General features: G+C 64.0%; 18 protein-coding genes. 1 reads left to right on the plus strand and 17 read right to left on the minus strand.

Annotated features, from left to right (window positions below):
* Positions 1–43: 43 nt before the first annotated feature.
* The 5 genes from C4901_RS15390 to C4901_RS15410 form a co-directional block, all read right to left on the minus strand.
* Complete coding sequence (locus tag C4901_RS15390) at positions 44–499, minus strand: hypothetical protein (protein WP_110138083.1); 456 nt, start codon at positions 497–499, stop codon at positions 44–46.
* A 59-nt stretch (positions 500–558) separates the two neighbouring features.
* Positions 559–825, minus strand: coding sequence for a hypothetical protein (locus tag C4901_RS15395; protein ID WP_110138084.1), 267 nt, complete (start codon positions 823–825; stop codon positions 559–561).
* A gap of 210 nt (positions 826–1035) precedes the next feature.
* Positions 1036–1983: a hypothetical protein gene (locus tag C4901_RS15400; protein ID WP_110138085.1), complete on the minus strand. Its 948-nt coding sequence runs from the start codon at positions 1981–1983 to the stop codon at positions 1036–1038.
* A gap of 72 nt (positions 1984–2055) precedes the next feature.
* The gene (gene mobF / locus C4901_RS15405; protein WP_168185763.1) at positions 2056–5271 is read right to left on the minus strand and encodes a MobF family relaxase; all 3216 of its coding nucleotides are present in this window, start codon (positions 5269–5271) and stop codon (positions 2056–2058) included.
* Positions 5272–5414: 143 nt separating this feature from the next.
* Positions 5415–5657 carry a hypothetical protein gene (locus C4901_RS15410; protein WP_205736064.1) on the minus strand — a complete coding sequence of 81 codons (243 nt, stop codon included), beginning with the start codon at positions 5655–5657 and terminating at the stop codon, positions 5415–5417.
* Here C4901_RS15410 and C4901_RS15415 point away from each other — a divergent pair.
* Positions 5656–5919 (plus strand): hypothetical protein, encoded by a 264-nt coding sequence (locus tag C4901_RS15415; RefSeq protein ID WP_145960756.1) that lies wholly within the window; start codon positions 5656–5658, stop codon positions 5917–5919. The genes C4901_RS15410 and C4901_RS15415 overlap by 2 nt on opposite strands.
* Here C4901_RS15415 and C4901_RS15420 read toward each other — a convergent pair.
* The 12 genes from C4901_RS15420 to C4901_RS15480 form a co-directional block, all read right to left on the minus strand.
* Positions 5916–6206: a hypothetical protein gene (locus C4901_RS15420; protein ID WP_110138088.1), complete on the minus strand. Its 291-nt coding sequence runs from the start codon at positions 6204–6206 to the stop codon at positions 5916–5918. The genes C4901_RS15415 and C4901_RS15420 overlap by 4 nt on opposite strands.
* The gene (locus C4901_RS15425; protein ID WP_110138089.1) at positions 6203–6733 is read right to left on the minus strand and encodes a restriction endonuclease; all 531 of its coding nucleotides are present in this window, start codon (positions 6731–6733) and stop codon (positions 6203–6205) included. Before C4901_RS15425 ends, C4901_RS15420 begins: the two co-directional genes overlap by 4 nt.
* Positions 6734–6742: 9 nt before the next feature.
* Positions 6743–8272, minus strand: coding sequence for a type IV secretion system DNA-binding domain-containing protein (locus tag C4901_RS15430; protein ID WP_110138090.1), 1530 nt, complete (start codon positions 8270–8272; stop codon positions 6743–6745).
* Entirely contained in the window at positions 8265–8657 is a 393-nt protein-coding gene (locus C4901_RS15435; RefSeq protein WP_110138091.1) for a ribbon-helix-helix protein, CopG family, read from the minus strand. Before C4901_RS15435 ends, C4901_RS15430 begins: the two co-directional genes overlap by 8 nt.
* Positions 8654–8935: a hypothetical protein gene (locus C4901_RS15440; protein ID WP_110138092.1), complete on the minus strand. Its 282-nt coding sequence runs from the start codon at positions 8933–8935 to the stop codon at positions 8654–8656. Before C4901_RS15440 ends, C4901_RS15435 begins: the two co-directional genes overlap by 4 nt.
* Positions 8936–8988: 53 nt before the next feature.
* Positions 8989–9663 carry a hypothetical protein gene (locus C4901_RS15445; RefSeq protein ID WP_110138093.1) on the minus strand — a complete coding sequence of 225 codons (675 nt, stop codon included), beginning with the start codon at positions 9661–9663 and terminating at the stop codon, positions 8989–8991.
* 50 nt (positions 9664–9713) lie between these two features.
* A complete protein-coding gene (locus C4901_RS15450; RefSeq protein ID WP_110138094.1) occupies positions 9714–10481 on the minus strand; it encodes a hypothetical protein in 768 nt (255 codons plus the stop codon).
* A gap of 12 nt (positions 10482–10493) precedes the next feature.
* The gene (locus C4901_RS15455; RefSeq protein WP_110138095.1) at positions 10494–10826 is read right to left on the minus strand and encodes a hypothetical protein; all 333 of its coding nucleotides are present in this window, start codon (positions 10824–10826) and stop codon (positions 10494–10496) included.
* Positions 10827–11833: 1007 nt separating this feature from the next.
* Positions 11834–12220 (minus strand): hypothetical protein, encoded by a 387-nt coding sequence (locus tag C4901_RS15460; RefSeq protein ID WP_110138096.1) that lies wholly within the window; start codon positions 12218–12220, stop codon positions 11834–11836.
* Between the two features lie 553 nt (positions 12221–12773).
* Positions 12774–13061, minus strand: a complete 288-nt coding sequence (locus C4901_RS15470) for a hypothetical protein (RefSeq protein WP_110138098.1) — start codon at positions 13059–13061, stop codon at positions 12774–12776.
* 18 nt (positions 13062–13079) lie between these two features.
* Positions 13080–13505 carry a hypothetical protein gene (locus C4901_RS15475; protein ID WP_110138099.1) on the minus strand — a complete coding sequence of 142 codons (426 nt, stop codon included), beginning with the start codon at positions 13503–13505 and terminating at the stop codon, positions 13080–13082.
* Positions 13506–13649: 144 nt separating this feature from the next.
* The gene (locus C4901_RS15480) at positions 13650–14909 is read right to left on the minus strand and encodes an ISL3 family transposase (RefSeq protein ID WP_110138100.1); all 1260 of its coding nucleotides are present in this window, start codon (positions 14907–14909) and stop codon (positions 13650–13652) included.
* Between the last annotated feature and the right edge of the window lie 35 nt (positions 14910–14944).

The raw sequence follows: 14944 nt of genomic DNA on the forward strand, positions 1-14944 counted from the left end.
TCCTTTTGTGTGTGTCGTTCGTCTCTATCGGTACGGTCGGAAATTATTGGGCTGGCAGCACGCGGACACGGTGCGCATCGCCGACGATCTCGACATGCTCGCCGACATGGAACACGGTGCCCTTGACGACCGGCTGCGGAATGGCAACGGCATGGCCGCTCGGGAACATGACGGTGATGAGCACACCGGGTACCGTGTGCTGCGAGCCCGCGAAGACGCCCCCCAGAAGACCGAGAGCGCCGCCGATGAGCGCACCCTTACCGCCGCCGAAGATGGCACCGATACCGGCGCCACCAGCCCCACCGGCGGCAGCGCCCACGGTCGCGCCGCGGCTTGTCGCGCGGATAGTGATGCGATGCACGGACGCCACGGTGCCGAAGAACACCTTCTGGGTCTGCATGGAACCCGAGCTCGAATACGTGTTTGGCGTCAACGGCGGGGGTGCGCACGCCGACAGGGTGGCTGCAACCAAGGCGGCGGGGATGAGTTTATGATTCATGGTTACCTCCTTTGGCCCCCGTTGTGGGGGCCTCTGTGTGTAATCGATAGGCACGGAAATTATTGGTGTTGGCCGCCTGCCTGTTTTATGGCGGCGAAGACGACGCGGTTATGGCGCGGCAGGCCAGGCAGGCCGCCCCACCAGCGGCGCACCTCCGGCGACGGTGGCGCAAAGCGCCGCGCACGACCGCGGATAAGCGCCAAAACCTCCGCACGCGTCGCGGGCGCGAGCTGCTGGTAGTCCTGAATAGAGCGGTGAACGAGCGAAGCAATGCCACGCGCCACGCTCTCCCGGTAGGCTTTTCTGGCGGCTTTCTGTTCGTTCATAGGAACCTCCGTCTAACCCCCGTTGTGGGGCCTTGTACTAATCTGTGTGGACGGAAATTCCGGACGCCGGCTATAAAAAAGGCGGACCCCGAAGGGTCCGCCTGCGTGATCACACCACGAGTTTTGCAGAATGGTGCTCACGCTGCCGGGGTTCGCCACCGCCGGCTGGGCTCCCGGTACTCATGCGCCCCGGGTGGCGCTGTCGTCGGTTTAAAAGCGGTCGGAGAGAGTCAGGCCGACCAGGCGCGAACGCACGCTCTTTTCCGTGATCACGGTCCGCGTAGCCGAGCCCGCGGCGTTATGGGTGAAGGCGGCATACAGCCCCACGGATATCCCCGGGCGCACCTGGTAGCTCACGTCCAGAGACTCGCCGACCGCATAGCTATCCCACGGACGGCTGGGGTTGAAAGGCCCCATGGCAGTCACACCGTGGAAGCCGCCCGTGTAGGACAGGCGGGCACCGACCCCGTGGAAGCGCGGGGTCTTGAGCGCCACGACGTAGCCGTCGGACGTGGACGCACGCACGTCCGGCACCAGCGCCCCGACCGTGAGCGATCCCATGCCACGGACCGGTCCAAGCCCATAAAAGTAAAGATGGGCGAGGATGTCGCGCGGCGCCGACTCGCCAGGCATGGACCACGGCGACTGGCGGTACGTCAAGCGCGCTGCCTCATAGGACAGGGAGACCGCGGGCGTGGCGCGGAAGCGCGCAATATCCGCGCCGCCAGGCGTGCGACCCATGTCGTAGCCGAACGCCGCACCCACGTCTAACTGGACGGGGCTCCCTGGGGTCAACCAGCCCCCGCGCGCCACCATCCCGACACGGACGTGAGCAAACGCGCTGTTGCCCGGCCCGACCTGCGCCGTATCGAGGCCACCGGAGAGCAGCAGCGCCCCGGTGTCGCCGGCCACGCGCGCCTTCTCGGACGCCGTGCGGAACTGGATGCCGCCGACAAAGCCGTTGGCGCCCGATGCCTTCTGGCTCAAGAGCGCCCCGGGTCCTGGGCCGGGCTGGCCGGTCAAAAACTGCGATTGCGGACGGTAGGTGCGGGTGGCCGTGGCGCTGTGGTCAGAAAGACCCCATACGTGGACGGCCGCCAGGGCCGCCCCGGGCAAGGCGGTCGCCAGGATGGCGGCCAGTGAGAGAAAACGCTTCATATCAGATACCTCCTTTGGCCGCCCACCACGGGCGGCCTCTGTCTATATCTGCAGGGGCGGAAATTGGGTGCGCTAGCGGCTGCGCCCGAGATCATGCGAAGGGGTTTCGTGCGCGTGCTGTTCCGGCTTCTGCGCCTCGCGGGCACGGTCGGCGGCGCGATCGGGTTGGGGGGCCACTTTATCGAGGTCGTGATCGCGGTCGTCCAAACGGACCTCGTGGGCGGTCTCCTTTCCGTTCCACTGCGACCAGGCGCCCGCCAGGGCATCCTTACTGTCAGTGACCATCTCCGCCCAATCCTTCGCACGCGAAAGGGGCACGTAGCCCTGTTCGGCGGTGGCTAGTGGCGACCAGGAAGGGAACGCGCCGATCGCCCCGTCGCGGGAGATCGACTGGACGCTGTGGACAGTCGATGCGTAGGCGTGCTGGAGGTGATCCCCGTCCCGGAGTTCGAGGACGGCGCCCCCACGGTCCAGGGCGACCGTGATCTTGTCGCCCTGTGTCTGGAGAACCGTGGCCGCATCGCCGTTCAGAATCCCACGGTCTTGGTTGTTGGCACGAAACAGCACGCGATCGCCCTCGGATAAAGCGATCTCGGCCTTGTTGGAGACGTCCACTTTTTGTGCGATCTGCGGGGACCATTCCAATTTGTGGCCGCTCTCGCGATCGACGAGCGCGACCTTATTGTGATCGCGGTCGATGCCCGTGATCTCGTACTGCCGGCCGCGCTCCACGGGCACACTGACGCCATGCGAGAGATAGTCCCGGCGAAACTCCACGACCTGGCCCTTCTCGTAACTGCCGGCATGGCGAATCTGTTCATCGGTGAAATCCTGCTTCTCCAGGATCTTGAGTTCCCTGTCATGTGCGGCGATCTCGCCGCTCTCTTTCAGCCCCTCACGGATGTCCATATTGATCTCTTTGCGCATCTTGTTGGTGCCCGTGATCACGACGATGTCCTTCCGCTCCTCGGGCAAGCGCTGAAGGAAGCGATCCGCTGCCTCCTGGGCGATGATCGAGGCCTTAGCCGCGTGCTCAGCAGTGATGTTGGTAAAATGCTGGCCCTCCAGGGACGAGAAGTCGGCCTCGTGCATAAACGACCGGGCGAGATTGGCCCCGTCCCCCGCGCGGCCGGCGGCGAAGGCCTCGACACAGGCCTTGAGATCCAGGTTCCGTTGGCGCTGGATCTCATCCAGAGTGGCCGTGGCGGAATGGTCCTGCATCTGCCGGAACGGTGCGCCGGCCGGGATCGCCGGCAGCTGGCGCTTATCTCCCATGATGACGACGCGCGCGCCGCAGGCCTCGATTTTTTCGGTAAGTTCCGCCATGTCGGCGGCGCCGATCATGGAGGCCTCGTCCACAATGACCAGTGTCCTTTCCCCGACGTGATCGGGCATCCTCGTGACCGCTCGGGCGACCGTGTAGGTGTCGGCGACACCGGCCTCTCGTAGCTCGTGGACGGACTTTTTGGTGGGCGCCAACCCCACGACCTGGTAGCCGGCTGCCTCGGCGTGCTCGCGCACGACCTGCATGGCCGTGGTCTTGCCGGCGCCTGCCACGCCCTGGACGGCCACGAAACGGTCCGGGGTCTCCAGGATGTGTTTGGCCGCATTCGTCTGGCCGGTATTCAGGGTCTTGCCGTCGGATGTTTGGAGAACCGCTGGCGTGTCGTTCGCGATAGGCGGCACCGCGTCACGACCGTCCTGGATGCGCTCGATAAATTCCTGCTCGCGGACGATAGCCTCGGCAGTGGTATAGCGGCCCCCGGTCGCGTCCAGCAAGCGGCAGGATTCAACCTCGCGAGCCACGGCCCGCTCCAGGTCGTGGGCGTCTACGAGGCCGGCCGGCAGGAATCCCTGGGCCGCGACCAGGATCGCGTCGCGCTCAAATGCCGACTCGCGCTCGGACAAGTGACGCACGGCCGCCTGCACGCCTTCGGTGGCGATGGCCCGGACGGTGGCCGGGTCGGGCGGTGGGAGAGGGCCACGCGCCACGGCGTCGGCGTAGATCTGGTCGAGCGCGCCGCCGTCTCCCGCTCCGGCGCCGGCGACCGGAGCCCCTGGAGGACCCTGCGGGGGGATCGTGCCTGTCGCGTAGTCCTTGTCCTCGATAACGACACGGGCGGATGCGCGCTGCACCGCCTCCTCACGCGCACGCTCCAACTGCTCCGGTGAGCGTCGAATACCGACCGCCCTCTCCTCGGTGCGCTCCGCCATCTCCGCCTGGACGCGGGTCACGCCAGGCGCAATTTTCGCACGGGGATCAAAGTCGAGATCGCCACGGAAGCGGCCACGCCCCTCCCGGCTCTCATCGTGACCCTCATCGCGCGGGCCCGCGCCTGCGGGTGACGGCCCGCCCGCCTGAGTTCGCGAGGCCTGTTTTCCTGATGCCGACATAGACAGGCCAACCGCTTCGGCACGTGCGCGCCACTCGGCACGGAGCTCGGCGCCGTCCCGCTTCTCTTTACCGTGGCGGGTCGCTAAATTAGCCTCCTGTTTGTGCGCGGTCGAGGCGGTCTCGCGTGTCTCGCCATATTTTTCCCAGAGGTAACCGCGTATCTGGCCATCACGGCCCGAAAACATTTCGATGATCTCGCGCGAGATACCCTTGATCTCAAACCCGTCTTTCGTCTCGTACAACTCATACCCGAGGGCGCGGACCTCTTTGGCGAGTTCCATCCTGTAGATCGCACCGTACGCCTTAATCCAATCCCGGCTCATGCCCAAATTGATGGATACCCACTGCCCATCCGGGCGCTGTGTGACATTCAGCACCACGGCATGGGTATGCAGCTGCGGGTCCACCACACCATTCACGGGTCGGTCTGTGACGTGGCGGTACAGTGCCGCCGCGAGATTGCCGGTCAAAACTTTTTGGCTGCCGCCGTGCTTCATGCGGGCAAAGACCTGCTCATCTTGTATCCGCGCCATCGTCCGCTCCACGGCGCGATCATGCGCACCGATCAGCCGGTCGTCGCCGACGGCCAGGGCCATGATGCTGACGGATTTGGGTGGAGCGAACTGAAGGTCCACGCCCGGGCGGCGCTTCTCCGGGTCGGAGTTCCCGACCTGCATGGCGTCTGGCCCCTTACCAAATTTTCCCTCTAAAGCCCGGTTCCACTGCCTCTCGTGGACGGGCCCGCGCAGACCCAATTCCTCCGCGCCACGGCCGTACCACTGTCCGCCGCCGTAAGCGCCGGCCTCACTCGAGTAGTACGAGGCGATGCCGCGTTCGGCCTGGTAATAGGACCGAGCCTGCTTGACCGAGTCCAACGTTTTGACCGTCATCATAGATAGTCTGTCCTTTATTAGGCGGCCGTCCGTGGCCTGTTTTCCGTCCTTAACAGCACCCCGCATAGGCGGGGAATCATGCGGTTGACCACTGCATGAGCGGGCAAGCCCGGTTCACCCCCGCCTGGGCGGGGAAACATCCTTTATTGGCCGCCCTCCCACGCCATGTCCTGGGCCATCTGCGACTCCTCCGTGCACGTCCGGTCGCCCCGGTCCCAGTCCGCCACGCGCGAGGCGCACTCACTGCACACGCCGAGGCCGGCGGCGCGGTCCACGCGCAACCACGAACATCCGCCCGGGCAGGCGTGCCAGTCGTCGCATCCGCACTCGATGCAAAACGACACCTCCACATCCGTATCCAGCATCGGTTCAATGGGGCCGCGCATGGCGACCCTCCTTTGCCGGGTCGGGACCGCAGAGATGGACCGCGAGCCCCTGGGTTACAGCAATCGCCGCATGGATGGTCTGGCACAACGCGGCGGCTGCCACACCTATATCCTCACGCGATGGCTCGCACGCGGGACGTGCGGAGGCCAGCGCACCGATAACATCGACTGCCGCGCCCTCGGGGTCAAAAAGCCCTTCCGCCTGATCCCGGAGCGCAGACCAGGCGGCGGCCAGATCGTGATCGTCGCCGCCCTCCATTAGTTGCCCTCCTTCGTGTGGTCCTGGACCTCGGTGCCCCGCGCCGTATCGCCGAATTGGCCGCTCTTGCGCTTTTCGTAGTGGCGCAGTCCAATCTCGGCCCCAACCACGATGGCGATCGCCAGCCAACCCGCGCCGTCGGTGTCGCCCATTACGGTGGTCAGGACTGCGATTGCCACAAGATCGATGATCAGGTGGAAGAAGAGCGCCCGCGCGCGGCGGAAGCCGCTGGCGGCCGCGTGGCCGATAGCGCTCGTGCCCTCGCGGCGTTTGTGGTGTGTGTCTGTCATGTGAGCCTCCTGATTGTATGTCCACCTCTATCACCGTGGGCGGAAATTCCGCGCGCTGTGACCAGTTCGATGAGTCGTTGGCCGCTGATGAACATGACGCCATCCGCCTCTTGCCGGGACTGGGGGCCCGTGCGGCCGGTATGCACGAAGAACCCGCGCCCGCCGTGCCGGCGCACGAGGGCCGCGAAGTCCGCGACATGAGCGGGGTTGATGTGCGCGCTATAGCGCTTGCACTGGATGGGCGCCCAGGCGCCATCCAGCCACACGTGGCCGTCAATGCCGCCGTCGCCGCTGTAGCGTCGCCCTCGCCTGATGCGGTACCCGGAGCGGGCGAAGGCCTCCAGCACCAACTCCTCGAAACTGAGCGGATCAATCTTCCGGAGGTAGCCGAATATGCGCGGGGCCTCCCAGTCCGCGATTTTGGCGAGCACGCGCCGGGCGGCCCGGATGCGCCGCTTGTGGCTACGCGGCAGGTGCGCTTCGCGCCACCAATCCACGACCGCCAGGAGAAACCGTTTGAAAGTCATATGCGCCTCCTAGAGGTCCGGCAGGTCCGGGCCGTCCAGGTCGGAGCCGGATGCATCGAGGCCTGGGGAGCTCGGGGCCCGCGCGAGTCCTGCGGGGTTTGCCGGCGACGGGGCTTGCGGTACCGGCGGCGGGGTATGCAGCGGCCGGTCCTGGTAGGGCTCGGCCAGCGTTTGGCGATCACGCGGCGTCAGCTTGACCTTCTTGATCACGGCGTCATTCGGGATGCGCAGATACCCGACCAAATTGGGCAGGCTCAAAATTTCGCTTGGCAAAACCGCGTGCTCGATGGCGTGCTGTTCGCTTGTGCTGGAGCCACCCCCGCCCGTATTCTGCGATTCAGACGTGACTTTGCGAATCGTATGGCGTTGCCCGAGACTGTCGGACAAATACGTGGCGGTTTCGCTATCGCCAACCCGGAGGGTAAGCCGCGTGGAGGGGTGGGAGAGAATGGCAGAGGCTGCATCCCGTCCATACGTGTCGCGTGTTTGTGCGATCGTCTGTACACCGAGCACGGCGGCGATCCCGTATTTACGGCCGCCCGCCAGAGCCACGTCCAGGCTCGGCAGCTTCTGTAGAGTGGGCAGCTCGTCCAAAATCATCCAGGTCCGGCGCTCGCGGTTGGGGGGGAGGGACATAGCGGACTGCACGGCCAGCCCTAGCCACATACTGATCAGCGGCCGGATGCTTTTATGCACATCGGCCCGACTCGTGATAAAAAGCCACGAGTCTTTCGACTCATCCTTTACCCAATCGCGAATCGAGAACGGCGCGGGCCCAGGCGCGGGGAGATACGAGAGCGGCTGGACGTAGGTCGCCGCTTCACCCCGACTCGATGCCAACATCTGCGGGGGGCCGGCCAGCCCGGCGAGCCCCTGGGCTTGTAGGCACATCAGAAGCACTTCTTGATCCTGGGCAAAGATCAAATCGATCAGCGCTGCCAGATCGGTCGTGGAGGCCAGCGCCGCGCGCATGATCGCACGGGCCGCCTGCGCCCAAAATTGATTTTCGCCCTGGCCGTCGGGGATAAGCGCTTGCGCCAGGTTTTCGTACGCAAAAGGCGTTGTCCCCTCGGCCCATGGAGACCAGAGCGCGGACCGCGCATCGACCGGGGAGAGAATGACATCCTGGGCGGGCCGATAGTAGTGGCTGACAAATTCTCCGGTGCTGTCATACACGACGGCGCGCTGTCCACGGGCGCGGACGACATCCATGACCGACTCACACACCACGGTTTTCCCGGTACCGGGGCTGCCGACCAGGAGAAGGTGCTGCGGTTCGGCCTCGCGCGGGATCGGGATGCCGCCGATGCTGATTTGGTCGGCGGGAGCGCGTCCCTTCCGCTTCGTTTTCGTATCGACTTGGGTGCCCCGCACGGTGTCGCCAAACTGCTCTTTGGGAGCGCCGCCCGAGTATTTGGCATGGAGGACCAAACCCATGGCGGCCGCCGCAACGGCTGGGCCGAGGGCGTTGCCGGTGGCCCAGTAGCCAATGGCGGCGGCCGATGTCAGGCCGATAGCGCTATTCAAAATCCTACTCATGGGATTCCTCCTTGGGAGTCTTTGGGGTCGGCGTCTCGGGGCGCATGTCAAGCCCGATATACACAGACTGCACACCCCATGCGCGCCAGGCCGCAAATTGGGCGGCGCGGTGTTTTTTGAGCTTTGCCACTTGCTCGGCAGTGAGGCCGGCGCGGGCTATGCTCTGCGTTTCGTAGGCGCTCACGGCGGCGGCCAACGCCAGCGTCTCTATGCGCGCTACTGCGGCGGCCATGTCAGCCGGCGGCGGTGCCGCCTGTGTCGCACGGTTGCCCGAAAGGAGGGCGCGGACGTGCTCGGACACGGGCAATCCATGGTCGCGCGCCTCGTTCCGTAGCCGCTCAAAATCGGCTTCGGACAACCGTAGTGTGACGCGGCGCGACTTCACGGGCTGTCCTCCCCGGACTCCGTGGGCACGCTGTCGCCTGCCGCGACGACCTCGCGGATGTCCTGGTAGGAGATACGGAGGCCCAAGTCAGTCAAAAGCCGGTGGATTTGCGCCGTGCCGACACCCTCCGAGTACAGTGCCCGGATTTTGTCGGCCAGTCGCGCGACCGCCTCCTGCGTCGTTATGCCTTGTGCCCGGCGCTCCTGCACAGCTTCATCTAATAGCCACTCGGCGTTCGCGATCAGATCGGGGGTGTAATGTTCGCAACGGCGTTTCATGGGTTCGTCTCCTTTTCTATTGCGCGTCTGTTATCTATCAGCGCCCACGGAAATTACGCGCCCGGTTGCTGAACGCGTCGGGCCAGGCACACGTGGCGTCCGGCCAGCGGGCCGCAGAGCGGTTTGCCGTTGTGGCCTACCTCCAGCCGCCACCCGTGCGGGGTGATGCGGTGGGCGGCGGCCAGGAGCCGGGTCATGCCCCATCCGCCAGTTGCCATCCCGCCGATGAAGATCCCGCCGATTAGGAGGGCCGCCAGCAGGACACTCACCGACAGCCGCTGGAAAAACCCACTCCAGGTGTGGCGACGCGCCTCCTCAGCCAAGGCCACCTTCCACTCGCCAACGATCCGGTCCTGATTCTCGCGGCCAATTTTGGGGAGGTCGGAGGCGGCTTGGCGGAGGGTCGCCGCGCCGGCACTGACTGCCGCGTTTAGACTGGTCGTGACGGTGCTTGCAATAGCGGCTTCCATGACCGCTTTTACGTCCATAGAGGCCTTGGCGGCGCCATCCGCGACAGCCGAGGGGATACCCTGGACGGCCGTCTGGACCTTGGTGGCCGCCTCGCCGGCCGCTTGGGCGGACGTCTGCGCCGTCAAGACGGCGGCCACAATAAACCATCCGGGATCATTCGGGTCCGCCACCCCAGCGGATGCAGCTGCCGTCAATAGCTGCTCCCGTATGGCGGGGGGTTGCGCTGCTAACGTCTTATCCCTCAGTGTTTCACTCATGGATACACTCCTATAGAAGAGGGGCCGGGTGTGCCGGCCCCATGTCGTGGTTAGTCTTGGAGCGCATCGGCGGCCGGTACCGGAGCCAAGATCGGCTCAAGGGCTTTGGTCGCATCACTGAGCCACCGGCCGATGGCGATCTTGTCGTAGACCATCAGCGCCCCGGACTCGCGCACCTCGGCCCATGTGCCGCGGGCGTTCAGGAACTTATTGAAGACAGCGGGAGGAGCCAGCACGGGGAATATGGCTTCATACCACTCCGACCCGTATGCCATCTGCGCGCGTGTGGGAGAGTGCGCCCAGGCGAAGGTTTCGGGCGCCCCCTGAAACGCGGGGAATAGCACGATGCGGTGATAGGGATCGATCACGGACATCAAACCGGATTCAAGAGATTTCGCCAGTCCTTTGGCCGGCGCCTCCCCCTTTCCTAATGAGTACGTGGCATAAAGCGTGAATCCGAGCGCGTCGGCGACGGCGGCCAGCGACCCCGCCAAGGCGTCCAGGGTCTCGCCTGCCCCCGCCGGGAGATTGATAATCACGTCGCGGTCCGCGGCGGATTTCTCCAGATAATAGGAGAGGTCCGCGACTGCGGCGTCCGCGGCACCGGCGCGCGATAAGGGCAGGGCCCCGAGAGTAATGCCGTGATCCTCGTGTCCGATATAACGCATCCCGACATCGGGCTGCGAGGCGTCACCCTCTATAAGAGCAATGGGGTGAATGGGGTGACCTCCCGTCACCAGGGCCTCGACCAAGACCGTGGCGACTATGGATTTCCCTACGCCGCCCTTGTCGCCATGCGAAATAATGATCTTCTTCATATAGTGCCTCCGTTACTTGGTTGGTCTACTGATACTGAATCGCGACATGAAGTCGCCCTCATCTTTCTTTTCGGGCCCCGACAGTGACGCGGATCGCGGCACCGTCGCCACTGGCGCAGTCGCCTGGGTCACCGGAGGGTCCGGCAACGGCGTTTGCTCCAGAGGCACCAGCTTCCCGGACTGCATGGCCGCCTGCGCCCGAACGAAGGCCTTGCGCGTCGCCGCGCCGCTCGCCCCCAGGCGTTCACCGATCTCATTCCAGGACAGGCCCGCCAGCCGGGCCGCGATCACGGCCTCCTGATGGCGAGCCATCCGGGCCATTAAGCGTTTTGGTTTCAGGTCCATATTGAGTTCTCCTTGCCCTCCTACCTTTATCGGCGCGTACGGAAATCGTGACACGTCCTCCAGATATGCAAGTGGCGAATAGCGCCCAAAATAGGCCGCCGTTTGCCTGTAACGCGCCCAAATACCTATGGCGCGCCCAAAACGGGCCACAACAGGACATGGAACGGCACTAATGCGCCCGGAACTGTCTGTCTGTGCCCATTGCGAACGATTCGGCCCGTTTCGTCCTATCTACGGCCTTATCCGGTACCGATGCGGCCCGTTTTGGGCGCTCGACGGTCGATTGACGGCCACCTATAAACGCCACTCGGACGCCAAAATGTGGGGGGGGGTTTGGCTGACACCGATCCTGAAGCGCGACGCGGGTTTGCGGCGGATTCGGCGGGAAAACGTCTGCCACAGAATCGAGTACGTCTGCCACTGTCTGACGCTTCTAATGTATTGATTTAGCACGGACTTTGAGGCGGGCACTGGGTTTTCTAGCACCCCGAAGGGGTGCGATGGTGTGAAGGCCTGGGGCCCCGACCGAAGGGCGGGGACTGCCCGGCGCAAGACGGGCCGGGGTTGGGGTTACCGCCAGGGATGGCGGGGAGAACGAGACCCGCAGGGAGCGGGACGACAGGGGTTGGGTGCGGGGTTACTGGCTTGGTACAGGAGGAACAGGGAACTCGATCGCTATCGGCGCTCTGCGCTGTGCGCTGTGCCGCTCGCTCATCTCTCTGCGGGGGTTGACCTTTGGGGGTATGGGGGCGTCAGCCCCCAGTCATCAGGCGCCCGTAGGGCTTCATTGGCCCTATAGGAGGTGTGAGCCTCGGCTTCCCAGGCCTTGTCCGTATTTTGTCCGTATAAAGTCGGGATCGGCCGCCACCTCCGCGACCGTCCCACTGCGCTTGTCCGTATTTTGTCCGTATAAAGTCGGGATCGACCGCGGGCCGCGCGGGCGAGGCAGGCCCCGGCCTTGCGGCCGGGGTATTGGTGGGGACTGCGGGGATCGAGAGAGGGGGGGGTTAGTAACCCGACTGGGCCAGGGTCCGGATGGTCGCGCACCCCGGGGCGGCGTGCCCGATGGCGCCGCCGTCCAGGTCCGCGCTTTGCTGCGCCTGCGCCCGGCAGTAGGCCACGGCCTTGTGCCACTCGGCCGTGTTCTCCGAGGCTTCCATCGTCCAGTGCGGGTCCGCACCGGCGGCGCCCAACCCGCCCTTAGAGTAGAAGGCCACGATTTGCGATACCGGCGCCGTCCGCGACGGGGGCGAATATTCATGGATCATGTGCGTGCCCATCACTGCAGCGATGGTCGCGCCGGCCAGCAAAGGGCCTACCTTCACCAACAGGGCCAACCAGTGGTTTGCTGGCCGGGGCGCGGGGGTGTACCGATATTGGGGCTGATAACTCATGGCGTACCTCCTCGATTATCTATCGCCCCACATCGGGGCTTACTACTATCATCATCGCGGCCGGAAATCGCGTCATCCAGGCTTCCGCTTGCGCTTCTTTGTCAGCCTCCCGAGTTCCCTTCCGCATAGGGCGAGCAACCATGCTCGCCGGCTCACGCCCTCCGCAGCCGCTGCCTCATCAATCCTTTTTAGCAACGCGAGCGGCCAAGTCATCCCGACATGCTTCAGCTCCCCCTTGTGCGCCGCAAAATATCTTTGCACGGCCTCCAGGTGCTGCAATCGTTTCCGCTCCGCCTTGTCGTCCATCCCTAAGTGCCTCCCTAAAAAGGGGGCCATCCATGGCCCTTCGCTTTTACGATACTCATCATCTTCCATGTTTTTGTCCTCTGGCATGCCCCCACGCGGGGGCTTCCCCTTATCTCCATGGACGGAAATTCCGCGCACAGGTGGCTCATTTTCTGATACGCTTTTGTCACACTTTTTGAGCCACTGGACCCCCATAAAAAAGGCCCCGGGGTTACCGGGGCCAAGCCGTCTGCCAGGTGACGGGAGGTTAAAAACGACCGCGCAGGCTCAGCTCCTCGGTCTTGGTCACGGCCGTCGCCGCGCCAGGTGAGGGCAGGATGATCGGGTTTGGGCCGCCGACATACAGGGGTACGTTCGGGGCGCCAGCGTTATAGCCCGTCCCTCCCTGGTGGTCCAGTCCGTAGCTGGCCTCCACCCATAGCCCGCGAGTCAGGCGCTTGGTCAAGTTTACTGTGATCCCGGGGTTGTACGAGTTCCACGGATGCGCCGGGTTAAATGGGGCGAGCGATTGAGCTAACGTGGCCGGCATCGTCATTCCATCCGCCTGGAACTGTTATCCGCCGACCCAGATTGCGCTTGCACCCCATCCATCTCCATGGACACCGAGCCTTACGAACTTGCCCATGCTAATGCTCGCGCCGTTCCCACTACACATTGAGCAATCGGGGAAGGCCATACCCATGGTAAGCGAGACGCCGCGCCCATGGACCGTACCCATCAGAACGCGGGGGGCATAAAACCCATCCGCACCCCACGGGGACTGGCTGTACCCGATCTGCCAGCCCTGGCCGGAGATCGCCAGGCTTGGGGTCACGGAGATCGCCGAGCCGCCCACGGCCGCTGTAGTGGTCTCCGTTACGGTCGGGCATGGGTAGCCGCCGTTGTTTGCCGTGGTGCACCCGGGCAACATCGGCTGGCTGACCTGCCCGCCCGACAGGCTTTGCTCGCCCAACCACCCGAACTTAATGCCGGGGGTCACCGTCAGCCCATAAACATTCCATGGCGACGAAACCGACGCGTGTAAAAATTGCGTGCTCACGCTATCGCGGGAGTTGGCTATATCCGGATCTCCCCACTACTAAACTCCGCATATTCCCTATCGGCATAGCCGTTTTCTGTGCACTCACAGCGTACGCAAATCGGAGGGAATCTGCGCAAGGATATCGAGGTCAAGGATATCGAGGTCTCCGATGGTCAGGAAGATCAGGTCAGCGAAGGGCTCCAAACCCCGGAATCCCGAGGCGCGATTCTTCAGGATCTTGAGCAGACGGTTGATGCCTTCGCCCACCGCATTGGTCAACGGCCGTTTAATGAAAGTGAGGATGTTGTCGAAGTGGTTACGCAGGGTCGTGACAAACCGCCTGAGCGAGGGGAGGCGGCTTCTGAGAGCCGCGGTCATCCAGCGCTTCAAGAATCGCTTGGCGGCTCCTGGGTACTGGAAGTGCCAGAAATGGTCGAACTCATCTTTGAGCACCCAGGCGCGGTGAATGTGTCGATTGGAGGTCCGCAGCCGATTGAGAAGCCGCGTGTCGCCCTTGGTACGGTTACGCGAATGCATGCCCAATAACCACCGCAGCCCTTTGATCGCGTGGCGCCCCTCGGCACCCAGCTGCCGCCACTCCTCCTTACGCACCTCGTCTACGGCTTCATTCAGAGCCTTCGCAAGGTGAAAGCGGTCGATGACAAGCTGGGCTGTCGGGCAATGGTGTTTGATGGCCCCGATATAGGCTTGGCTCATGTCACAGCTGGCCCACCGGATACGGGCCCTTTGGGCCGGCGATAAGGCCTCGTGGAAGAAGCGGTCGATGGTCTCGCGGCCCTTGCCTTTGCCTACCCATACGACATAAGAGCGGTCGAGATCATAGACAATGGTGGCGAATTTCCGGCCCTTGCAGTAGGAGATTTCATCGACCCCGAGCGTCACGAGACCACGGATGCGATGGTCCGCGCGGCTGCGGGCAATCACGCGATGCAGCAGGTCGGAGACGGTGGAGGACGGCAGCTTGAGAATAGCGCCCGCCGCCTTCTGGGTCATGATCTGACAGAGCGCACAGAGCCGATACTCCAGGCGATAGGTGATGCGGGCATGCGCCGCCGCCCACGGGATCTCCTCTTGCGTCCGCCCATGCGTGGGGCACTCAATCTCTTTCGGGGCATACCACAGAACGATCTTGCGGCCAAAGAGGGTAATGTCCTCCCACCGTCGGGCCTCCTGGCCCTGACGCACAATCCGGCAGCGGCGTTCACACACGGGACAGCGACAACCATTCTTATACGGCTTTATCCCCAGATGCAGTTCCGTATCGCGCTGCCGGAATTGGAACCAGGTGATCTTCAGCTCCTTCAGGCGTAAAATTTTTGCCAGCAACGTCAGGTTGCTCATGGGTCTCTCCTCTTGTTGATTGGCGTCAACCAAAG

Source organism: Acidiferrobacter sp. SPIII_3 (genome assembly GCF_003184265.1).
Classification (GTDB): domain Bacteria; phylum Pseudomonadota; class Gammaproteobacteria; order Acidiferrobacterales; family Acidiferrobacteraceae; genus Acidiferrobacter.